25 protein-coding genes are annotated in these 23,650 nt (G+C 30.5%); 23 read left to right on the forward strand and 2 right to left on the reverse strand.

Annotated features, from left to right (window positions below; translation table 11 throughout):
• Positions 1–8: 8 nt before the first annotated feature.
• From recG to AC0LWJ_RS02045, 7 genes are all read left to right on the forward strand, one after another.
• Positions 9–2,057 carry an ATP-dependent DNA helicase RecG gene (gene recG, locus AC0LWJ_RS02015; protein ID WP_474237036.1) on the forward strand — a complete coding sequence of 683 codons (2,049 nt, stop codon included), beginning with the start codon at positions 9–11 and terminating at the stop codon, positions 2,055–2,057.
• Positions 2,058–2,070: 13 nt separating this feature from the next.
• The gene (gene fakB, locus AC0LWJ_RS02020) at positions 2,071–2,913 is read left to right on the forward strand and encodes a fatty acid kinase binding subunit FakB (RefSeq protein WP_474237035.1); all 843 of its coding nucleotides are present in this window, start codon (positions 2,071–2,073) and stop codon (positions 2,911–2,913) included.
• Positions 2,914–3,017: 104 nt separating this feature from the next.
• A complete protein-coding gene (locus AC0LWJ_RS02025; RefSeq protein ID WP_284679338.1) occupies positions 3,018–3,245 on the forward strand; it encodes an alpha/beta-type small acid-soluble spore protein in 228 nt (75 codons plus the stop codon).
• Positions 3,246–3,378: 133 nt separating this feature from the next.
• On the forward strand, positions 3,379–3,606 hold the full coding sequence (locus tag AC0LWJ_RS02030) for an alpha/beta-type small acid-soluble spore protein (protein WP_284679337.1): 228 nt from the start codon (positions 3,379–3,381) through the stop codon (positions 3,604–3,606).
• 219 nt (positions 3,607–3,825) lie between these two features.
• Positions 3,826–4,410: a 16S rRNA (guanine(966)-N(2))-methyltransferase RsmD gene (gene rsmD / locus AC0LWJ_RS02035; protein WP_474237034.1), complete on the forward strand. Its 585-nt coding sequence runs from the start codon at positions 3,826–3,828 to the stop codon at positions 4,408–4,410.
• Positions 4,379–4,855: a pantetheine-phosphate adenylyltransferase gene (gene coaD, locus AC0LWJ_RS02040; protein WP_284679335.1), complete on the forward strand. Its 477-nt coding sequence runs from the start codon at positions 4,379–4,381 to the stop codon at positions 4,853–4,855. Before rsmD ends, coaD begins: the two co-directional genes overlap by 32 nt.
• 22 nt (positions 4,856–4,877) lie before the next feature.
• Positions 4,878–5,339 carry an ATPase gene (locus tag AC0LWJ_RS02045; RefSeq protein ID WP_474237033.1) on the forward strand — a complete coding sequence of 154 codons (462 nt, stop codon included), beginning with the start codon at positions 4,878–4,880 and terminating at the stop codon, positions 5,337–5,339.
• Positions 5,340–5,343: 4 nt separating this feature from the next.
• Here the strand turns inward: AC0LWJ_RS02045 and spoVV are convergent, their stop codons facing one another.
• Complete coding sequence (gene spoVV / locus AC0LWJ_RS02050; RefSeq protein WP_474237065.1) at positions 5,344–6,498, reverse strand: dipicolinic acid transporter SpoVV; 1,155 nt, start codon at positions 6,496–6,498, stop codon at positions 5,344–5,346.
• Positions 6,499–6,570: 72 nt separating this feature from the next.
• Positions 6,571–7,773, reverse strand: coding sequence for a nucleotidyltransferase (locus AC0LWJ_RS02055; protein WP_474237032.1), 1,203 nt, complete (start codon positions 7,771–7,773; stop codon positions 6,571–6,573).
• Between the two features lie 153 nt (positions 7,774–7,926).
• On the opposite strand from AC0LWJ_RS02055, the gene pta reads away from it, so the two are divergent.
• The 16 genes from pta to smc all read left to right on the forward strand — a co-directional run bounded on the left by pta (position 7,927) and on the right by smc (position 23,531).
• Positions 7,927–8,916, forward strand: coding sequence for a phosphate acetyltransferase (pta, locus tag AC0LWJ_RS02060; RefSeq protein WP_474237031.1), 990 nt, complete (start codon positions 7,927–7,929; stop codon positions 8,914–8,916).
• A gap of 29 nt (positions 8,917–8,945) precedes the next feature.
• On the forward strand, positions 8,946–10,148 hold the full coding sequence (locus AC0LWJ_RS02065) for an acetate kinase (RefSeq protein WP_474237030.1): 1,203 nt from the start codon (positions 8,946–8,948) through the stop codon (positions 10,146–10,148).
• A gap of 63 nt (positions 10,149–10,211) precedes the next feature.
• Positions 10,212–10,691, forward strand: a complete 480-nt coding sequence (locus AC0LWJ_RS02070) for a YceD family protein (RefSeq protein WP_474237029.1) — start codon at positions 10,212–10,214, stop codon at positions 10,689–10,691.
• A 19-nt stretch (positions 10,692–10,710) separates the two neighbouring features.
• Complete coding sequence (gene rpmF / locus AC0LWJ_RS02075; protein WP_284679328.1) at positions 10,711–10,890, forward strand: 50S ribosomal protein L32; 180 nt, start codon at positions 10,711–10,713, stop codon at positions 10,888–10,890.
• A 106-nt stretch (positions 10,891–10,996) separates the two neighbouring features.
• Positions 10,997–11,602, forward strand: coding sequence for a transcription factor FapR (gene fapR, locus AC0LWJ_RS02080; RefSeq protein ID WP_284679327.1), 606 nt, complete (start codon positions 10,997–10,999; stop codon positions 11,600–11,602).
• Positions 11,586–12,590 carry a phosphate acyltransferase PlsX gene (plsX, locus tag AC0LWJ_RS02085; RefSeq protein WP_474237028.1) on the forward strand — a complete coding sequence of 335 codons (1,005 nt, stop codon included), beginning with the start codon at positions 11,586–11,588 and terminating at the stop codon, positions 12,588–12,590. The genes fapR and plsX overlap by 17 nt, the downstream gene beginning before the upstream one ends.
• Positions 12,577–13,575 (forward strand): beta-ketoacyl-ACP synthase III, encoded by a 999-nt coding sequence (locus tag AC0LWJ_RS02090; RefSeq protein WP_474237027.1) that lies wholly within the window; start codon positions 12,577–12,579, stop codon positions 13,573–13,575. Before plsX ends, AC0LWJ_RS02090 begins: the two co-directional genes overlap by 14 nt.
• A gap of 10 nt (positions 13,576–13,585) precedes the next feature.
• Entirely contained in the window at positions 13,586–14,533 is a 948-nt protein-coding gene (fabK, locus tag AC0LWJ_RS02095) for an enoyl-[acyl-carrier-protein] reductase FabK (RefSeq protein ID WP_474237026.1), read from the forward strand.
• On the forward strand, positions 14,530–15,462 hold the full coding sequence (gene fabD / locus AC0LWJ_RS02100; protein ID WP_474237025.1) for an ACP S-malonyltransferase: 933 nt from the start codon (positions 14,530–14,532) through the stop codon (positions 15,460–15,462). The genes fabK and fabD overlap by 4 nt, the downstream gene beginning before the upstream one ends.
• Positions 15,462–16,205, forward strand: coding sequence for a 3-oxoacyl-[acyl-carrier-protein] reductase (fabG, locus tag AC0LWJ_RS02105; protein WP_474237024.1), 744 nt, complete (start codon positions 15,462–15,464; stop codon positions 16,203–16,205). The genes fabD and fabG overlap by 1 nt, the downstream gene beginning before the upstream one ends.
• Before the next feature lie 40 nt (positions 16,206–16,245).
• Positions 16,246–16,473, forward strand: a complete 228-nt coding sequence (acpP, locus tag AC0LWJ_RS02110; protein ID WP_284679321.1) for an acyl carrier protein — start codon at positions 16,246–16,248, stop codon at positions 16,471–16,473.
• Positions 16,474–16,538: 65 nt separating this feature from the next.
• Positions 16,539–17,768, forward strand: a complete 1,230-nt coding sequence (gene fabF / locus AC0LWJ_RS02115) for a beta-ketoacyl-ACP synthase II (protein WP_474237023.1) — start codon at positions 16,539–16,541, stop codon at positions 17,766–17,768.
• On the forward strand, positions 17,740–18,483 hold the full coding sequence (rnc, locus tag AC0LWJ_RS02120; protein ID WP_474237022.1) for a ribonuclease III: 744 nt from the start codon (positions 17,740–17,742) through the stop codon (positions 18,481–18,483). Before fabF ends, rnc begins: the two co-directional genes overlap by 29 nt.
• Positions 18,480–19,541 (forward strand): elongator complex protein 3, encoded by a 1,062-nt coding sequence (locus tag AC0LWJ_RS02125; RefSeq protein ID WP_474237021.1) that lies wholly within the window; start codon positions 18,480–18,482, stop codon positions 19,539–19,541. The genes rnc and AC0LWJ_RS02125 overlap by 4 nt, the downstream gene beginning before the upstream one ends.
• An 86-nt stretch (positions 19,542–19,627) precedes the next feature.
• Positions 19,628–19,888, forward strand: a complete 261-nt coding sequence (locus AC0LWJ_RS02130; protein WP_284679317.1) for a stage V sporulation protein S — start codon at positions 19,628–19,630, stop codon at positions 19,886–19,888.
• 82 nt (positions 19,889–19,970) lie between these two features.
• The gene (gene smc, locus AC0LWJ_RS02135; RefSeq protein WP_474237020.1) at positions 19,971–23,531 is read left to right on the forward strand and encodes a chromosome segregation protein SMC; all 3,561 of its coding nucleotides are present in this window, start codon (positions 19,971–19,973) and stop codon (positions 23,529–23,531) included.
• Positions 23,532–23,650 lie beyond the last annotated feature (119 nt).

The following is a 23,650-nucleotide window of genomic DNA, read 5'->3' on the forward strand; positions in this document are numbered from 1 at the left end:
TGATGAGATTGAACCTTAACAAACCAATACAATATATAAAAGGCGTGGGTCCTAAAAGAGCCAAATTATTACATAAACTTGGAATTGAAACAGTTGGAGATGCTATATATAATTTTCCAAGGGATTATGATAATCGTGCAAATATATTGAGTATTGATGACCTTAAAATTGGTGAAAAGCAGACATTTAAAGCTTTTATTGCAGGAGATGCAAGGGAATATAAGGTAAAGAGACTTACTATTACAAAAATACCTGTTAAAGATGCCTGTGGGGCAGTTGAATTGATATGGTATAATAAACCTTATATCAAGAATAATTTTAAAATAGGAGAAGAATATATAATAAATGGGAAAGTATCCTATAAATATGGACAAATATGTGTAGATAATCCTATTTTAGAGAGAGATGAAAAAAACAAATTAAATACCGGAAGAATTGTTCCGATATATTCTTTGACAGAGGGTTTAAGTCAAAATGTTATGAGGAGTATTATGTACAATGTTATTGTTGAAAATCTTGATGATATTTGTGAAATATTTGATGAAGAGGTACTACAAAAATATAAACTTATAGAAATAAAAGATGCAATAATAAATATACACTTTCCTAAGGATGAAGAAACACTAAAGGATTCACGATACAGGCTTGCTTTTCAGGAACTTTTTTTACTTCAGCTTGGGCTTAATTTAATAAAAAATAAATTTCAAACGAAAGAAAAGGGAATAATATTTAATAAAATTGATTTAAAAAGTTTTTTAAATCAATTAAATTTTAAACTGACCAATGCGCAAAACCGCGCTCTTAATGAAATTCTTGAAGATATGTATTCAAATAAATGTATGAATAGGCTATTGCAGGGAGATGTAGGTTCAGGTAAAACAATAATTGCTGCAGCTGCAATGTATGTTGCAGCCAAAAACAAATATCAGGCAGCAATGATGGTACCTACAGAGATACTTGCAAAGCAACATTATGAAACATTAATTAATTTATTTAAGGATTCTGGTATAAATGTCGAACTACTCACAGGAAGGCTTAGTATTAAACAGAAAAAAGATCTGCTTGATAAAATAAAAAATGGTAGTATAGATATACTTATAGGTACACATGCAATCATAGAAGAAGATGTTGATTTTAAAAATCTTGGCTTTTGTGTTACAGATGAACAGCATAGATTCGGTGTACGTCAGAGAGCGATACTTAAACAAAAGGGAAAAAGTGCTGATGTTTTAGTAATGACTGCGACGCCAATACCAAGGACATTAGCACTAATGCTTTATGGTGACCTTGATATATCTGTTATTGATGAGTTGCCACCTGATCGAAAAGAAATTGCGACATATGCCATATATTCATCACTTAGAGAAAGGGCATATAAATTTGCAATAGAAGAAATTAAAAAAGGGAGGCAGGTATATATTGTCTGCCCATTAATTGAGGAATCTGATGTTATTAATGCACGCTCTGCCGAAATTGTTTATGATGAATTATATAAAGGAATATTTAAAAATTATAAGGTAGGTCTTGTTCATGGTAAAATGTCCCCTAAGGAAAAAGATAAGGTAATGGATGATTTTATTATTGGCGAGCTTGACATTCTTATATCAACAACTGTTATTGAGGTAGGAATAAATGTACCAAATGCCAGCATAATGATAATTGAAAATGCTGAGAGATTTGGACTTGCACAGCTTCATCAATTAAGGGGAAGAGTCGGTAGGTCTGGATATCAATCCTATTGTATTTTAATTGCATATTCAAATTCTGATGTAACAAAAAAGCGTTTAAAAATTATGACACAGACAAATGACGGATTTAAAATAGCAGAAAAGGACTTAGAACTTCGTGGACCCGGTGAATTCTTTGGAATAAGACAGCATGGACTTCCAGAACTTAAAATTGCGAATTTATTTGAAGATATTGATATATTAAAAAAAGCTCAACGATGTGCTGAAGATATTATTTCAAGGGATCCAGATCTCAGAGAAAATTCTTTTATAAGAGAGGAACTTGTTAATAAGTTCAAAGATAAACTTGATGGGATAATTTTGAATTAAAGGAGAGTTTAAGATGGGGAAAATAGCAATAGTAACGGACAGCCTTGCAGATGTACCAGAGGAATTTATTAAAATGTATAATATATATGTAGCACCTTTGGTTATAAACATTGATGGTATATCTTATAAAGATGGTGTTGATTTAAACAAAGATGATTTTTACAATTTATTAAATGAAGGTAAAATGCCAACAACTTCTCAGGTTCCACCTACTGAATTTATTGACATGTTTGAAGATTTGTTAAAAAGTTATGAATGTATTATAGCTATTTTATTATCATCTAAACTAAGTGGTACATATCAATCGGCAGTTATTGCTAAAAACACATTAAATAACGATAAAATATTTATCATTGATTCAAGAAATTTTTCACTTGGGAACGGACTAATAGTAATAAAAGCCGCTGAAATGGCTTTAAATGGAAATAGTAAAGACGATATTATAAAAGAAGTTGAAGACATGATACCAAAAATGAGATATATAATGACATTTGATTCTCTTGATTATCTCTATAAAGGAGGAAGGCTTAATAAATCTCAGGCTATAATAGGGAATATATTAAATATAAAACCAATAATTATGAATGATGATGGAGAGTTAAAAATTGTAGATAAAGTTAGAGGTCGGAAAAATATTATAAAATGGATTATTAAATATATCAGGGATGAAGAAATTGATTTTGAAAATCAGGAAATAGGTTTAATACATACGGGCAGTTCAGAATTTATTAATGATATAGAAAATACCTTAAGAAGTGAATTGGGAATAAGAAAATTCATAAAAAGCAGAGCAGGTTGTGCTGCAGGTGTACATGCAGGACCATCAGCAGTAGGAGTTTTTTTAAAATTAAATTAAATATAAATTTTTACTATATATTACATTTTTACTAATAAAATTAAGATTATAAAATTAGATTTTGGTTAAATTAATATTGTAAATATTAATTGGAGGTGAGAAAAATGGCATTAGGTTCAGAAACCAGGAATCCTCTTGTTGTAAGAGGAGCAAAGCAGGCTATGAGTCAATGGAAGTATGAAGTAGCTAATGAACTTGGGATAAATCCTCCGGCAGATGGTTATTGGGGAACACTTACATCTCGTGATTGCGGTGCTGTAGGCGGGCACATGGTTAAAAAGATGATTCAGATGGCAGAAAGCCAGATTGCTAATAAAGGCACAATGAAATAAAATTATAGAAAAATGACAACTTTTATTATATTCATCTTATTTGTATATTACTATCCATGTAAATTGTTAACAGGTATATATATAGTAATTATGGACAATTTATTAATGAGATTGCTAATAGGAGGTGATGAAAATGGCATTAGGTTCAGAAACCAGGAATCCTCTTGTTGTAAAAGAAGCAAAACAGGCTATGAGTCAATGGAAGTATGAAGTGGCTAATGAACTTGGGATAAATCCTCCGGCAGATGGTTATTGGGGAACACTTACATCTCGTGATTGCGGTGCTGTAGGTGGGCACATGGTTAAAAAGATGATTCAGATGGCAGAAAGCCAGATTGCTAATAAAGGCACAATGAAATAAAATTATAGAAAAATGACAACTGAAAAGTTGTCATTTTTCTATAATTTTATTAATCCAGGTAGTAGAAACCACCTGGATTGGGAGAGGAGAAATTGAAGGAAGAATTTTGGGGAAATTCTTTTCCCATATATATTATTGTCCATAAACAAAAAATTTTATACATTTTTTTGTATCTTATCGTAAAATATGCTAAAATATTTTAGTATTGGAGGTGGCATGTTGAGGATAGTATCTGGTATAGCAAGGGGTAGAAAGTTGAAATGTCCACCAGGAAGGGAAGTAAGACCTACTGCTGATATGGTAAAAGAGGCTCTTTTTAATATTATAGGACAGGATGTTATAGATTGTATTTTTCTTGATTTATTTGCCGGAACAGGCAGTGTAGGTATAGAGGCATTAAGTAGAGGGGCATCTTTTTGTTATTTTGTTGAAAAAGTATATAATAATATTAAATATATTAAAAAAAATATATCCTTGTCTAATTTAACTGATAAAGGACAAATTATACATAAAGATGCCAATGAAGCACTTATAATATTTAATAAAGCAGGTATTAAATTCGATATAATATATATAGACCCCCCTTATTATAAAAATTTGTATGAAAAACCATTGATTTATATAAGCAAATCAAAAATTTTAAAAGATAATGGTTATATTATAGTAGAACATCATAAAGCTGATATCTTGAAGGATAGATATGATAACTTGGAAAGAATACGTATTAAAAGCTATAGTGAAACCTGCTTATCTTTTTACAAGGAGGTTACATATGAAAATTGCGGTATATCCGGGCAGTTTTGATCCGGTAACAAACGGACATCTTGATATAATCAAAAGGGCATCAAAGGTATTCGATGAATTAATAGTTGCTGTACTTATAAATCCATCAAAAAATGCCATGTTTAGTGTCGATGAAAGGGTTGAATTATTGAAAATAGTGACCTCTGACATTGAAAATGTAAAAATTGATTGTTTTACAGGGCTTTTAATAGATTATCTTGATAAAGTAAATTCAAAAATAATAGTAAAAGGTTTAAGGATGATTTCTGATTTTGAATATGAATTTCAAATGGCTTTAATCAATAAAAAATTAAATCCTGATATTGAAACATTATTTTTTATGACAAGCAATAAATATGGATATTTAAGTTCCAGCATTGTTAAAGAAGTTGCAAAATTTGGGGGGTGTTTATCTGACCTTGTTCCCGATATTGTAATAAAAAGAATATTTGAAAAACTCAAATAATTATTCGAAGGGGGTATTAATCATGGGAAATATCGAAAACTTTGAGGTATTAAACATAATAGATGAACTTGAGAATTATATTGAAAAGAGCTCTACTATACCTTTATCACAAAAAGTAATAATAAATAAAGAAGACATATTAGAATTAATTAAACAAATAAGGATAAAGCTGCCTGATGAAATAAAAAGGGCTGAGTGGGTCAAACAAGAAAAACAAAAGATTTTGATTGAAGCAAAACAGGATGCGGAAACAATAATTATGGAGGCGGAACAAAGAATAAATAATATGGTTAATGAAAGTGAAATTGTAAAAAAAGCCGAGAAAATGGCTGCGGAAATAATTTCTGCTGCCCAAACAAATGCAAAGGAAATAAGGTTGGGCAGTAAAGAATATGCAGATGAATTATTGGGTAATCTTGAAAATAATCTTGAAAACTTATTGAATTTAATTAAAAACAATAGAAATGAATTAAAGGGACATTAATTAACTATGTCCCTTTTGCTATTGTTTTAATTAAAAGCGAAATCAATACAAATATTAAAACAGTTATTGTAAATATGTATATTGAAAGTTGAAGAATGTTAAACACGATGTTTATGTTATATTGATTAAATACTGTTACGTTTTGCCCTTCCCTGACCTTGACAAATAATAATATTATATATGAGTAAAATGCAGTAAAGATACTATTTATAATTTTTGAAAAAAGATACGGTAAATAACTAATTTTAGTATTGGAAATAATGCTTATAACTTGGCCATGGGTTGAAAAACCGCCCCATGATAGTATTATACTGACGATTATTATTTTTTGGTATAGTGGTGCGGCTGATTGACTGATTAGTTTGGAACCTACTGTAATCTCCATTAACCCACTAATAAATCCAGGCAGGATTTCTTTATGAAAGCCTAAAACTTTAAATATTGGATATATAAGGTTGCTTAGTATGTAAATTATATTAAAGAGCTTTAAATATTCTATTAAAACAGAAAAAATTATTATATAACCACCTATTAAAAATATTGTATTCATTGAAGATTTAATAGCATCTGATAATATATTCCCGAAATTTTTCCTTATAACATTATTTTCAACCTTTTTATTATAAGCATCAAGATATTTAGTTTTCTTAGAAAATTTATAATTTCTAAAAAGCATGCCTGTACAGATAGCTCCAAGATAATTTGCGGACATTATTATATAACCTATTTTAGAATTATTAAACATTCCTGTTCCGACAACGCCAAGCATAAATAAAGGACCTGAATTATTACAGAATGACATTAATCTTTCAGCTTCAATTGTAGTACATAATTTCTCTTCCCATAACCTTGATATTATTTGTGCGCCGACAGGGTAACCTGAAGTATAACCTATTGCCATAGGGAAAGAACCACTTCCGGATACGTTAAATAGAGGCTTCATAATCGGTTCCAATAACTTTCCGAGCAGATTTACTATTCCAAATTGAAGTAATAATTCGGAACCAATAAAAAAAGGTAATAGTGCAGGTGTAACTGTAAATAGCCATAAATCTATTCCATTTTTTGCAGCCTCAAGGGAATTTTTTGGAAATATAATTAAAGATATAACACTTAAAACCAACAAAAGTAAAAAGATGTAATGAAAAAATTTCTTTATAATCAATATGTATCCCCCTTTTTTGTCTAAGTTTCTATATAATATATTTATTTTAATGATGAAATAAAATGCTTAATTTATTATAATAGGTTGAGTTAAATCCATTCCAGATGAGGGTTTGCCTTTTAATGCTAATGTATAGATATCAGTTGCAAATAAATCTTTTTCAAATAAGCGACAATCCTTTATAGATTTCTTATAACTACCCACCCTTGTAATTATAGGTAAATTCGATTTCGTATGGATTAATTTTAACAAATTTAATCCCTTACTATTAAATCCTAATACCCTGATATAATTAGGACCAGCAAATGATTTATACAATTCAGAATTTATTCCAAGAAGAGCATGTATTAATATTCTTTTTAACCTGCTCTCAGTATATCTTTTTGTTTTAACCATATTAATTAAATCATATATGTTGTTTGTCATTTTTGCAGCCTTGTATATGCGGTTTTCAAGACCTTCTCCAACATCGAAAACATTTTTTAAATCATAACCACTTCTCAATAAATAGAGAATAATACTGCTGAATTGTTCTAAGGATACAGGACCTAATCCTTTTGCGAAACAATTTATCAGTATTTCCTTACTAACTGGAGGCAAGCATTTATCTAAAAAAGATTTATCACCTTTTAAAATATTATGTCTTATAGATGTTGCACTAGCAAAATATTTTAAAACATTTAAAGAATTATAATCAGGACCGATTCTTTTAATAGTTAAAGGCTTAATTTTACTATTGAGTTTTAAAAGGGCTTTTAAATATTCTATAGCTAAAATATTATTTGAGTTTTTAAGAAACTTGCTGTAATTTTCTCCTAATATACTTGTTATAGCAAATTCACGGGCAGCTGCATATGTTATTCCGGTAGATAATGATTTTTTTAAATAATCTTTGTATATTTTAGGCTCTTCAACCAATAAACTGGCAATTTTATTTAGCCAAGTTATTGTACCTGCTTCACTGCCAAAACTTAAAAAATCGATTATTCTTAGAGAATCAAGTAATTTACATGCACCATATGCAAAAGTTTCTGCTGTTGATACAGCATAAACAGTTGGCAGTTCAATAACAAGGTCAACACCTGAAAGCAGTGCCATTTTTGTCCTTGACCATTTGTCAATAATTGAAGGTTCGCCTCTTTGTACAAAATTACCACTAATAACAGCAACAATACTATTGGAGTTTGTTAATTTTGCTGATTCTTCAATATGATATATATGTCCATTATGCAAAGGATTATATTCCACAATTATTCCTAAAATACTCATATTTTTAATACTCCTCAAAAAAATTATTATATACTTGTTATTTTAATAAAAATATGTTAAAATGCAAATTGTGAAAGAATTATTTTTTGATTTTTTTAAAATTTTTTATTACATATATTAATTATTAAAAATTAAAAGAAAGGAAGTAAGGATATGAGTATACTAAATAAAATTAAAGAAAATGCTAAGAAGAATAAAAAAAAGATAGTATTACCGGAAGGAAGTGAACCAAGAACATTAAGAGCTGTTGAAATAGTAACTAAAGAAGGCATTGCAGATCTGGTTTTGCTTGGAAATGAAAACGAAATTAAAAATGCTGCCAAAGGTATAGATATTTCTAAAGCAGAAATTATTGACCCCTTAAAATCAGATAAATTTGATTTATATGTTAATAAATTTTATGAAATGCGTAAAAATAAAGGTATTACAATTGAAGATGCTAAAAAAGCAATTGCTGATACTATGTATTATGGTTGTATGATGGTAAAATTGGGAGATGCAGATGGTATGGTATCTGGTGCTATTCATCCTACAGCAGATTTATTTAGACCTGCGTTTCAGATTGTAAAAACGGCTCCTGGGGTTAAAGTGGTTTCAAGTGCCTTTATAATGGAAGTTCCTGATTGTCCTTACGGTTCTGATGGAGTCTTTGTTTTTGCTGATTGTGCTGTAAATCCTCTACCTGATGAGGAAGAGCTTGCTGCAATAGCAATTGCTTCAGCAAAAACTGCTAAAGTATTAGTAGGGATTGAACCGCGTGTTGCAATGCTTTCTTTTTCAACTAAAGGAAGTGGAAAACATGAATTAGTTGATAAGGTTAGAAATGCTACAGAAATTGCAAAAAAATTAGCACCCGATGTATTAATTGATGGAGAGATGCAGCTTGATGCGGCAATTATAAAAGAAGTCGGAGAATTAAAAGCTCCGGAGAGTCCTGTTGCCGGTAAAGCAAATGTACTTATATTCCCTGATTTACAATCCGGAAATATCGGATATAAACTTGTTCAAAGGCTTGCAAAAGCAAATGCAATCGGACCTGTATCACAAGGAATAGGTGCACCTATAAATGACCTTTCAAGGGGATGCAGTGTAGATGATATTGTAAATGTAATTGCTATAACAGCTTTACAAGCTATGCAATAATACTTTTAATATTTATAGGGGGTAAAAACATGATAATATTAGTAATTAATTGTGGTAGTTCTTCGTTAAAATATCAGTTAATAAATACTGAAAATGCTGAAGTAATGGCTAAAGGACTTGCTGAAAGGATTGGTATTAATGGTTCTTTATTAACACATCAAGTCGGCGACAAAAAAACAAAGATAGAGCAAGATATGAAGGACCATAAGGATGCAATTAAAATGGTTCTTGATGCACTTATAGATAAGGACCATGGTATTATAAAAAGCATGTCGGAAATAAATGCTGTAGGACATAGAGTTGTACATGGTGGAGAAGTATTTTCTGATTCGGTGCTAATAAATGATAATGTTTTAAAAATATTAATGGATTGTATTGAATTAGCTCCACTGCATAATCCTGCAAATATAGACGGAATCAAAGCGTGTCAGGAGATAATGAATTGCACACCAATGGTTGCTGTTTTTGATACTGCTTTTCATCAAACAATGCCTGAGAATGCCTATCTTTATGCAATACCATATGAATATTATCTGAAATATAAAATAAGAAGATATGGTTTCCATGGAACATCACATAAATATGTTTCTGTAAGGGCAGCAAAGATGCTTAATAGACCAATAGAAGATTTAAAAATAATAACCTGTCATCTTGGTAATGGTTCAAGCATAACAGCTGTAAAGGGAGGCAAGTCTATTGATACAAGTATGGGATTTACTCCTCTTGAAGGTTTGCCAATGGGAACACGTTCAGGTGATATTGACCCTTCAATAATACCATATTTAATGCAAAAGGAAAATTTATCGACTGAAGAGGTTATAAATATATTGAATAAGAAATCCGGAGTCTACGGTATATCAGGTATCAGCAGTGATTTTAGAGATTTGGAAGAAGCAGTTGAGAAAGAAAACAATGAAAGAGCAAAGTTTGCTTTGGATGTCTTTGAGTATAGGGTTAAGAAAATTATAGGTTCTTATGTTGCTGCTATGGGTGGAGTAGATGCGATAGTATTTACTGCAGGTGTTGGTGAAAATGGTATTAACATTAGAAAGTCGATATTAAATGGATTAGAATTCTTAGGATTTAATATAGATGAAGAAAAAAATAAAATAAGAGGAAAAGAAATCATTATTTCAACGGACGATTCAAAGGTTAAGATTATGGTTATTCCAACAAATGAGGAGTATATGATTGCAAAAGATACCGAGAAGATTGTAAAAGATTTAGTTTAGTTTCTTGACAAGATTTAAACTGATAAGTATAATTATTTCTGGCAGTTATTTTGAGGTGAGATAATGAAAATAGATTTATCAAAAATAAAAGGACATAAGTGTCGAAATATAGATATAGATTATGAAGAAAATTTAGATATGATAGAAGCCAATAATAATACTTATAAACTGGATGGTCCTATACATGTTTCAGGCAATATAACAAGTAACCTTGAAGATGTTTTTTTAAAACTTTTTATTAAGGGGAAACTAATAGTTCAATGTGATAGATGCCTTGAAAATTTCATATATAAATTTGATATTTCATTAGAAGAATCATTGAGCAATTTTGATAAAGACTATTTTGAAGATAATTTACAGGACAAATTAAATCTTTCAAAGGCAATCAAAGAGAGTATTATGCTTTCATTGCCAATGAAATTTCTTTGTTCAGAAGAATGTAAAGGACTGTATTACTATTGTGAAAACAATCAAAGTCATGAATCATGTAATTGCCAGCATATAGATCCTAGGTTAGAAGCATTAAAGAAATTATCACACTAAAAACGCAGGAGGTGTAGAAATGCCTGTTCCAAAGAGAAAAACTTCAAAAGCAAGAAGAGATAAAAGAAGACATAGTAGCAAACTAAAACTACCAGCTTATGTATTATGTCCACAATGTCATGAACCTAAGCTGCCGCACAGAGTCTGTAAAAATTGTGGATTTTATAATGATAGGGAAGTTATTAAGGTTGAAGAATAGTAATAGGGTAACCTCTGTTACTATTCTTTTTTGCTTGATTTTTAATTATAATTAAATTATAATTATGATTAAGTCATAAAAACAACTAATATTTGGAGCTGATAAAATGATTGCCAAATTAAGTAAAAAAGAAAGGCATAAACAGCTTAATAAAAAAATACAGGAAAATCCCTTTTATACAGATGATGAGCTTTCTGAAATATTTTCTGTCAGTGTTCAAACAATAAGACTTGATAGGATGGAACTTGGGATACCTGAATTAAGGGAAAGAATTAAAACCGTAGCTGAAAAAAACTATCAAAAAGTGAAGGCGATTGTTGGAAGCGAAATAGTTGGGGAATTAATAGACCTTGAACTTGGCAAAAAAGGAATATCAATTTTTGAACCCACATCAGATATGACTTTTTTAAAAACAAAGGTCATAAGAGGCCATTACATATATTCACAGGCTGAGTCACTTGCCATATCGGTAATTGATGCTGATGTTGCATTGATTGGTGTTGCAAATATAAAATATAAGTACCCCGTAAAGGTTGGGGATAAACTTATTGCTAAAGCTGAGGTCATAAGACAAAGGGGAAATAAATATTTTGTTTGGGTAAAAATAAAGATTAAAAACAAAGAAGTATTCAGAGGAAAATTTATTTTAGTTTCTATAATGGAGGATATTTCCCAAAAAAGAGGTGACGAAATAAGTGAAAATAGCGATTGATGCCATGGGAGGTGATTATGCACCTCTTGAAATAATAAAGGGTGCCGAACTTGCTATTGAAAAATTTGATAATATAGAAATAATACTGCTGGGCAATAAGGAAATGATAAATAAAAACAATAAGGATGAAGAGAAACTAAAATATATTTATACTACTGAAATTATATCAAACAATGAATCACCCGTTACAGCAATAAGGAAAAAGAAAAATTCTTCAATGGCTGTTGGTTTAGACTTACTAAATTCAGATGAGGTTGATGCATTTTTATCAGCTGGTAATACAGGTGCATTGATGGCAGGTGCCCTTCTAAAAATAGGGAGAATTAAAGGCATTGATAGACCGGCACTTGCACCTATTCTTCCTACATTAAAGGGTGCAACAGTTTTAGTTGATGCGGGTTCAAATACTGAATGTAAACCAATAAATTTGCTTCAGTTTGCAGCAATGGGGTATGTATATGCACAAAAAATGTTTAATATTGATAATCCGAGGGTAGGACTTTTTAATGTGGGTGTTGAAGAAGAAAAAGGAAATGATTTAACAAAACAGGCATATGCTCTTATAAAAAATGCAAATTTAAATTTTATAGGTAATGTTGAGGGAAGAGATATTGCCTATGGTGTTGCTGAAGTTGTTGCATGCGATGGTTTTGTAGGCAATGCCATTTTAAAATCAATGGAAGGAACTGCCTCTATTATATCTTTACTTTTAAAAGAGGAATTTAACAGGAATCTATTAACAAGGCTAAGTGCTTTTTTAATGATTGGTGGGATTAAAAGGATCATAAAAAAAATGGATTATACTGAATATGGAGGCGCACCTTTATTAGGAATAAAAAAGCCTGTAATTAAAGCACATGGAAGTTCTAAAGCCAAGGCTATATATAATGCAATTAGGCAGGCAAAGAATTTTGTAGAAATGGATGTTTTAACACATATACAAAAACAAATCGAAATAATTGGAGATGATTTAAATGCAAGAAAATAAAAAAAAGGCTAGTATTTTAGGAACAGGGAGTTATCTACCTGATAATATTCTTACTAATGCCGACCTTGAAAAAATGGTTGATACTTCGGATGAATGGATAACAACAAGGACAGGAATTAAAGAGAGAAGAATAGCAGATAAGTCAGTTACAACCTCTTTTATGGCAACAGCCGCTGCTAAAAAGGCTTTGGAAGATTCAGGCGTAGCTGCTGATGAAATTGATTTAATCATAGTTGCTACAGTTGTACCGGATATGAATTTTCCATCAACGGCATGTATGGTACAGGCAAATATTGGAGCTAAAAATGCTGCGGCATTTGACATTGAAGTTGGATGCTCCGGATTTATTTATGGGCTTTCTATAGCACAGCAGTTTATTTGTAATGGATTTTACAAAAAGATTTTAGTGATAGCTGCAGATACATTATCAAAAATTACAAATTGGAAAGATAGAAATACCTGTGTTTTGTTTGGAGATGGTGCAGGTGCTGCTGTTATTGGAGAAGTTGAAGGAGGATATGGTATACTAAATACATATATTGGAGCAGATGGTGAAGGAGGGAAGCATCTTTTTATGCCTTCCACTGTTTCAGTGATACCACCAGATGAAATAACAGATAAAGATAATTTTTATACAATACATATGAATGGACAGGAAATTTTCAAGTTTGCTGTTAAAATAATAAATACTGCTTCAGATGAGATACTTCAAAAATGCGGATTAAAACCAGAGGACATTGATATGTTTATACCACATCAAGCTAATATTAGAATAATTGAGGCAAGCATGAAAAGATTAAAATTATCAAAAGAGAAAGTTTATATAAATCTTGATAAATATGGTAACATGTCGGCGGCTTCTATTATTGTAGCTCTTGATGAAGTAAATAGGAATGGAATGATAAAAAGAAATGATAATATACTAATGGTGGCATTTGGAGCTGGTTTAACATGGGGTTCCGTTATTATAAAATGGGCTAAATAGGGGTGAAAATATGTTTAAAACTAAATTATTGGATATATTAGAAATTAAATATCCTCTTTTTCAGGGAGGAATGGCATGGGTGGCAACTGCAGAATTAGCTGCAGCGGTGTCTAATGCCGGTGGACTTGGTATTATTGGCGCAGGTAATTCACCTGGAGAGTTTGTGAAAGAACAAATTAGAAAAGCAAAGGAATTGACTGATAAAATTTTTGGTGTAAATGTAATGATGATGTCACCTTATGTTGACGAGGTTATCGAAATTATTTTAGAAGAAAAAGTTGGTGTTATCACAACAGGTGCTGGTAATCCGGGTAAATATATAAAGAGCCTAAAAGAAAGAGGGATAAAAGTAATACCTGTTATTCCATCTGTTGCACTTGCAAAGAGAATGGAATCTATAGGAGTAGATGCATTAATTGCTGAGGGTACAGAGTCAGGAGGACATATCGGCGAGTTAACAACTATGGCATTAGTACCACAAGTTGTAGATGCAGTTAACATACCTGTTATTGCTGCTGGTGGAATTGGCGACGGCAGGGGTGTTGCGGCAGCATTTTGCCTTGGCGCAGCAGGAGTACAACTCGGTACAAGATTTATTTGTTCTGAGGAATGCACAGCAAATCAAAGATATAAGGAATATATCATAAATGCCAAAGATAGAGATGCTGTTGTAAGTGGAAGAACCACAGGTCATCCAATTCGTTCACTTAAAAACTATTTGACGATGAAATTTGAAAAAGCAGAGCAAAGTGGAGCATCAAAGGAAGAATTAGAAAAATTAGGTGCAGGCAAATTAAGAGATGCGGTTGTGATGGGCGATGTAGAGAATGGTTCTGTAATGGCAGGACAGATATCAGGTTTAATAAAGGATATTAAACCTGTCAAAACCATAATTACTGATTTATTTGATGAAGCGGAAGAGACAATTAAAAAATTATACGGAGGGGAAAATTCGTGAAAACTGCATTCATTTATCCGGGACAGGGTGCTCAATATGTTGGAATGGGAAAAGATATATATGAAAATCATATCGAAGCAAGAGAAATTTTTGAGGAAGCAAATGATGCTTTAAAATTTAATATTACGAGATTATGTTTTGAAGGTCCTGATACGGAACTCATGAAAACAGAAAACACCCAGCCTGCTATTTTAACAGTCAGTGTTGCACTTACAAAGGTATTACTTAAAAAAGGATTAAATCCAGATGTTACTGCCGGATTAAGTCTTGGAGAATACAGTTCCCTAGTTTTAGCAGGTGTTTTATCCTTTACTGATGCGGTCAGGTTGGTGAAAAACAGGGGGAAATACATGCAGAATGTGGTTCCTTTAGGGGTTGGAGCTACAGCAGCAATTATCGGGCTTGAAAATAAAATTGTCGAGGATATATGTAAAGAAGCATCAAGTGATGGTATTGTGGAACCAACAAATTACAATTATCCTGGTCAGTTATGTATTGCAGGGGAAATTAAGGCTGTTGAAAAGGCTGTTGAAATTGCAAAGGAAAAGGGTGCTAAAAAAGCAGTTATGCTTCCTGTTAGTGCACCATTTCATTGCAGTATGCTAAAAAAAGCTGGGGATTTACTAAAACAAGACCTTGATTCAATAAAACTGAATGGCATGGAAATACCTGTAATTGCAAATGTTACGGCAGAATATGAAAAATTAGAAGATGTAAAAGATTTGTTAATAAAACAAGTGAGTCATCCTGTTTTATGGGAACAGTCCATAAATAAAATGATAAATGAGGGTATTGATGCTTTTATTGAGATTGGGCCAGGTAATACATTGACAGGTTTTATGAAAAGGATAGATAAAACTAAAGCTGCATTTAATTTTCAAGATGAGGTTTCTTTGTCTAAACTTTTGACGAGTATGGGGGGATTATGATGAATAAAGAAGGTAAAACAGCCCTTGTAACAGGAGGTTCAAGAGGCATTGGAAAGGCAGTAGCGATACAGCTTGCTAAAGATGGTTTTAATATAGCTATAAATTATTCTAAAAACTCAAAAAGTGCTGATGAAGTTGTAGAAATAGCGAAATCATATGGTGTAAATGCTATTTCATTAATGTGTGATATTTCTCAATATAAGCAGGTTGAAAACATGATAAAGGAAATAATAGAGAAATTTGGAGCAATAAATGTAGTTGTAAACAATGCAGGTATAACAAGAGATAATCTTTTATTAAGAATGTCTGAAGAAGAATGGGATGATGTTATTAATACAAATTTAAAAGGTGCTTTTAATGTAATAAAATTTGCTTCAAAACATATGATAAAGAAAAAAGAAGGGAAAATAATAAATATTTCATCAATAATAGGAATAATAGGTAATGCAGGTCAGGTTAACTATGCAGCATCAAAGGCTGGAATAATAGGTTTGACAAAGTCAGTTGCAAAAGAACTTGCTGCAAGAGGAATTACTGCAAATGCAATTGCACCTGGTTTTATTGAAACAGAGATGACTGATATATTAAAAAAAGACATAAAAGAACAGATGATAAATTCTATACCTTTAAAAAGAGCAGGAAATCCTCAGGATATAGCAAATGTTGTATCATTTTTAGCCAGTAGTGCTGCAGATTACATAACAGGGCAGGTAATTAATGTTGACGGTGGAATGGTTATGTAATATTATTCTTATATATACATTTTGAGAGGAGGTGAATTTTATGGATTTTGAGAAAATTAGAGATATTATCGTTGAACAATTGGGTGTTGATCCTGGTGAAGTAACAATGGAATCATCTTTCATAGATGATTTAGGAGCGGATTCTTTAGATATAGTAGAGCTTATAATGGCACTTGAAGAAGAATTTGATGTTGAAATACCTGATGAGGATGCAGAAAAGATTAAAACTGTTGGAGATGTTGTTGAATACTTAAAGAATGTGAAATAATTTGAGTCCCGCAATTGCGGGACTTTATACAATAAATTTAATTATTAAATTTTGGAGGTTATGTAATGAATAGAGTTGTTATTACAGGAATTGGTGTTATAACCCCCCTTGGCAATACAATAGAGAAGTATTGGGATTCTCTTATTAATGGAAAATCAGGTATTGACAGAATAACAAAATTTGATGTGAGTTCATATACTATAAAATTGGCTGCAGAAGTAAAGGATTTTGTTTCCACAGATTATATAGAAAAAAAAGAAGCCAAAAGGATGGATAGATTTGCACAATTTGCATTATCAAGTGCAAGATTGGCTTTGGAAGATTCAAAATTAGATTTATCCAAAGAAGACCTTGATAGAGCAGGTGTAATATATGCTTCAGGTGTTGGAGGTATTGAAACACTTGAAAATCAGCATAACATTCTTCTTGAAAAAGGTCCTGGAAGGGTTAGCCCGTTTTTTGTGCCTATGATGATACCAGATATGGCTGCAGGTCTTATATCGATAACCTATGGGTTAAAAGGTCATAATGAGACAATTGTAAATGCATGCGCATCAAGTTCAAGTGCGATTGGTGATGCTTTTAAAGTTATTCAAAGGGGTGACGCAGATTTTATTGTAACTGGTGGCAGTGAAGCTGCAATAACACCATTATCTCTTGCAGGTTTTTGCGCAATAAAAGCAATGACAACAAATGAGGATCCTAATACTGCATGTAGACCTTTTGACGCAAATAGGGATGGTTTTGTAATGGGAGAAGGTTCAGGTACATTAATTCTCGAATCTTTAGAACATGCATTAAACAGAGGTGCATACATATATGCTGAAATAATAGGATATGGTGCAAGTGCAGATGCATATCATATAACAGCACCTGAGCCGACAGGGGCAGGCGCAGTAAGAGCGATGAAAAATGCTTTAAAAGATGCTGATATAAAAACAGAGGATGTTGATTATATAAATGCACATGGCACTTCAACAGTTTATAATGATAAATATGAAACAATGGCTATTAAGAATATATTTGGCGAACACGCCTATGAATTAAAAATTAGTTCAACAAAATCTATGACAGGGCATCTTCTTGGGGCGTCTGGTGCGATTGAAGCAATTGCTACGATTCTTGCATTAAAAAATGGGATTATTCCGCCGACAATCAATTATGTTACACAAGATCCTGAATGTGATTTGAATTATGTTCCCAATAAAGCAATAAAAGAAGAAATAAAATATGCATTATCAAATTCATTTGGTTTTGGAGGACATAATGCAACACTTGCATTTAAAAAATTTTGAAAGAGGTAATTTTGTGGAAAGCAAAAGTCAATTTAATGAATTGGAAAACAAATTAAAATATAATTTTAAAAATAGGATATTGCTTAAACAGGCACTGACACATAGTTCATGGTCAAATGAGAGTAAAAATATAGGTGTAAATAATGAAAGACTTGAGTTTTTAGGGGATTCAGTATTAAGTATTATTATTAGTGAATACCTATATAAAAAAAGAAGGGATTTAGAAGAAGGATTCCTTTCCAAATTCAGGGCAGAAATTGTGTGTGAACCATCTCTTGCAAAATGCGCAAAAGAATTGGAACTTGGTAAATATCTCTTAATGGGCAAGGGTGAAGAATTAACTGGCGGAAGAGAAAGGGATTCTATACTGGCTGATGCAGTAGAAGCATTAATAGCTGCAATATATTTAGATTCTGATTTAAATAAAACCAGAGAAATTGTATTAAAAATTTTAAAAAATATAATAGATGGAGTATTAAGTGGTCTTATTTATCGCGATTATAAAACAAAGTTGCAGGAAGTAACACAAAAAATGGGAATTGGCAAAATAAATTATGAAGTAATAGATGAATATGGACCAGATCATAACAAAACATTTGTAATAAGTGTAAAAATAGAAGAAAATATAATTGGTACGGGTTCAGGGAGAAGCAAAAAAGAAGCGGAACAAAGTGCTGCTTTGGAAGCATTAAATAAGCTGGGGATAATAAAATGAGAAATATTTTTATAATTCCTATATTTGTACCACATATGGGTTGCCCATTTAAATGTGTTTTTTGCAATCAGGAAGAAATAACAGGTTCAAAAGTTATGATTAATGAAGGGTATATTCATAATACTATTGAAAAATATCTTAAAACAATACCAAAGGATTCAAGAAAAGAGGTTTCCTTTTTTGGGGGAAGCTTTACTGGAATTCCTATTGATATACAGAGATCATTTTTAAAAGCGGCAAAAGCATATTTAGATAAAGGTTTAATTGATGCAATACGTTTGTCTACAAGACCAGATTATATAAATAGTAGTATCTTGGAAAATTTAAAAGAATATAATGTATCAATTATTGAACTTGGAGTTCAATCAATGGAAATGGATGTACTTGAAAAAAGTCACAGGGGTCATACGCCAGATGATGTAGTAAATGCAGTCAAACTAATTAAAGAATATGGCTTTACTTTAGGATTACAGATAATGATTGGCTTGCCGGGTGACAATAATGTAAAATCACTTAATACTGCTAAAAAAATTATAGAATTAAGACCGGATTTTGTACGAATATACCCAACTGTAGTTCTAAAAGGAACATATCTTGAAAAAATGTACAAAGATGGATTATACGTTCCTTTAAATCTTTGTGATGCTGTTGAATTATCAAAGGAATTATATATAAAATTTCTTAAAGAAGATATACCTGTTATAAGAATCGGGCTGCAAACTACTGAGAATATTAATAATAAAAAGGATATAATTGCAGGGCCTTTTCATCCGGCTTTTGGGCAATTGGTGGAATCCTCCATTATAAAGGATATGCTTAACTCCATATTTAAAGAAAAAAATATAAGAAATGTTAATGTATGTATGATTTTAAATCCCAAGTATGTATCAACAGTTGTTGGGCAAAAAAAATATAATATAAAGTATATAGAATATAAATATGATATATTGATAAATATAAAACAATCTAATACGATACCTATGGATATGATTGCTATTTTATACAAAGAAAATATTTATAGGCAAAGGGTGATTGATTATATAAAAAATAATTTTTAAAAAAAGAAGGATTTAATAAACCATATATAGAATATATACTTGTATTCATTTACACATTACACAATATATAAGAGGAGGTTTTTATAGTGGAAGTCCTAAAGGTATCAGCTAAATCTCAACCTAAATCTGTAGCAGGTGCACTTGCAGCCATATTAAGAAATAAAACTGAAGCTGAAATACAAGCGGTAGGGGCAGGTGCAGTAAATCAAGCTGTAAAAGCAATAGCAATTGCCAGAGGTTTTGTAGCGCCAAATGGAATTGATCTTGTCATGATACCAGCTTTTTCAGAAATCGAGATCAATGGAGAATTGCGAACAGCAATTAAATTTATTGTGGAACATAGATGATTAAAACCTGCAATTTTGCAGGTTTTAATCATTGTATGATTGCTAATAAATATGTTAAAATGTATGGTGCAGGAGGGGTTTTATGTACCTTAAAAAATTAGAAATGAAAGGTTTTAAATCATTTGCAGATAAAGTTATATTAAATTTTGAGAGGGGTATAACAACAATTGTTGGACCAAACGGCAGTGGTAAAAGCAATATATCTGATGCAGTAAGGCTTGTACTTGGCGAGCAAAGCATAAAAAGTTTACGTGGTTCAAAACTGGAAGATATTATTTTCGCCGGAACGGAAAAAAGGAAGCCCTTAGGTTTTGCAGAAGTAAGTTTAGTATTTGATAATTGTGATCATATGTTACCACTTGATTATTCAGAAGTAGCAATAACAAGAAAGATTTTTAGATCCGGAGAAAGCGAGTTTTACATAAATAAAACTTCTTGCAGGCTTAAAGATATATATGAGCTTTTTTTAGATACAGGGATAGGAAAAGATGGTTATTCTATAATCAGTCAAGGTAAAATCGATGAAATATTAAGTACAAAACCCGAAGAAAGAAGACGCATTTTTGAAGAAGCTGCCGGTATTTCAAAATACAAGTATAAAAAGGAAGAAGCTTTAAAAAAACTTGATGCTACAAATGAAAATATTAAAAGACTAAGTGATATAATATACGAGCTTGAAAAACAATTAAATCCTCTTTTTGTTGAAAAAAATAAAGCCCAAAAATATTTAGAACTTATTAAAGAGAAAAAAAAAGTTGATATTACAATATATTCTAATAAAATTAATGAATCTGAAAAAAGGCTTGAGAAATTAACTGAAGAATACGAAACAATAAAAAATGTTTTATCTCAAGACGAGATAATAATTACAAGTCAAAGAAACAATATAAATGAATATGAAATATATATAAAAAATTTAAAGAGTAATATTGAAACCGCTAAAGAGGATTATTTTAAAAGAACTAATGAATTAGAGATATTAAATGGCAAAATAGACCTTATAGATGAAAAAATAAAAAACAAAAGCGAAAATTTAAAAAGGATATTGGAATTAATTGATGAAAATGAAAATAAATCAAATATACTTTCAGATGAATTGATAAAAATAAAAAAAAATATTTATGATTTAAATATGGAAAAAAATAAGTTGAATGAAAAAATCAAAAATGTGTCAGATAAATATGATTTACTTAAATATGAAGAAAAAGAAAAAGAAACAGAGATAGAACTTGCTCAAGGTGATATTTTAAATATATTAAATTCTATTGCTGATAAAAGAAGTAAACTGTCTGCATCTAATTCAATGAAAGATAATGCATTGGAAAAATTAAATTCTATTAATAAATTAAAGGAACAGTTTGAAGTCAAAATAGTTGAAAAAGAAAATGATTTTAATCAAATAACAAAAGAGATAAAAAATCTTAACAAAAAATTATCTGAATGTATAAATAATAAAGAATCTGTAGAAAAAGAATACTCAGATTTGAATACAAAAATTGTCAAATTGAAGGACTTAATAATTCAATATAATCTTGAATATAGCAATATTAAATCAAAAATATCTATTTTAGCGGAAATGGAAAATAATTATGAAGGATATAACAATAGTGTGAAAAATTTAATGAAACATATTAATAAAGACAATAAACTAAAAGCTATTGTTATAGGTATTGTTGGGAATTTGATATATGTTGATAAGGTGTATTCTACTGCAATAGAAGTGGCATTAGGTTCAGCAATTCAGGATATTGTAATAAAGTCAGCAGATGATGCTAAAATATTGATAGATATATTAAAAAGAAATAATTATGGCAGGGCAACATTTTTACCATTAAATAATATAAGACATAAAGCCATTAATATAAAAGATTTAAGCAATGAAGCAAAAGAAAATATGATAGGTATTGCATTAGATATTGTTCAGTATGACAATATTCTTGAAAATATAATTAAATTTTTATTAGGGAGGGTAATTGTAGTTAAAAAACTCGATTCTGCTATATTATTAACCCGAATAACAGGAAATCAATACAAAATTGTGACTCTTGATGGTGATGTTATAAATCCAGGAGGTTCAATAACAGGAGGTAGTCTGAGAACCAAGGCTCAGAGTATATTAAAACGTAAAGATGAAATAAATGGACTTCAAGTAAAATTATCAAATTATGAGAAAGAAACTAATATAATAAAAAATAACATGATTGAATTAACAAGAAACAAACAGGTTAAAGAAGAAAGATTAAAAGAAATAAAAAGCGAAGTTGATAATATTAGCTATAAAATAAATGAATTGAAAGAGCAGCAGTCAATACTTGATTTTGAAATTAAAAAAATGAAATTGCAAATAGAAGAGAATAAAAATGAAATAGAAGAAATTGTTAAAAAAATTGAGGTTTATAAGACTGATATAAACAGGTATAATGAAGAAATATCACAAATGGATAAGCAAAAATCTGAAATAAATCAAACAATCGAAAACTATAAGGCAAACCACATCAATAAAAGTGAAATATTAAAAGACATAGAAGAAAATTTAACAACCTTAAAGATTGAATCTGCAACAAATGAACAAAAATTACAGAATGAACTTCACAAGCTAAAGGAAAAGGAAAAAGAGCTTGAGAGTATAAAAAATAATCTTTATGAAAATAGGGAAAGGCAAGAACAACTTAATGAATTGATTAAACAGCTTGAATTAAGCAGAAACGAACATTTAAATGAAAAAAACAACATTAAAGAAGTATTAAAAACAATAAATGTTCAGATAATTAATTATGAAAGTGAATTAAATAATAAAAATCATGAGTTGGATGGAAAAAGGTCAGTATTATCTGCTTTTGAAAATAAGTATTCCTTAAATCTTGAAAAAAAACATAGTTTAGATATTAAGATACAAAAAGAACATATAGAAGTGGAGAATATTAAAAACAGGCTTTGGGACGAATATGAATTAACATTGGACAAGGTTTCGGATTATCTGATAAAAGGAAATATTGACCAGTTAAAACAACGTGTATTTTCACTTGCTAACGAAATAAAAGAATTAGGTATTATAAATATTAATGCAATCAATGAATATAAAAATACAAAAGAAAGGTATGATTTTCTAAAAAAGCAATTTGATGATTTAAATGATGCAAAAGAGACCTTAAAAATAATGATAGAAGAAACAAATAAAATAATAAAATCGCAATTTAAAAATAATTTTGAGCTTATTCAAATACAATTTAAAAAAACCTTTAAAAAACTTTTTGGAGGCGGAAATGCAGAACTTATTATGACTGAGCCAGATAACCTGCTTGAAACGGGGGTTGAAATAAATGTTCAGCCTCCGGGGAAAAAACTTCAAAATATTAACCTGTTATCTGGTGGAGAAAAGGCCCTTGTGGCGATATCATTGTTATTTGCTATGTTATTAATACGTCCTGCGCCATTTTGCATACTTGATGAAATTGATGCAGCACTTGATGATGCTAATGTTGATAGATTTGCCAGCTTTCTAAAAGAACTATCAAGGGATATCCAATTTATTGTGGTTACACATAGAAAAGGAACAATGTCGGTAGCAGATGTAATGTATGGTGTAACAATGCAGGAAAAGGGTATTTCAAAATTGTTATCATTAAAACTTGAAAGTGCATAGAAAGGATGAGATAATTTGTTTAATTTCTTTAAGAGAAACAAAAAAAATCAGCAAGACCAACAAGTTACAGAGGAATCAATAGTGGCAGAAAAACCAATCTTGGAAAAGGAAGACGAATT

It is taken from the genome of Aceticella sp. 75b-Ac, from assembly GCF_056032965.2.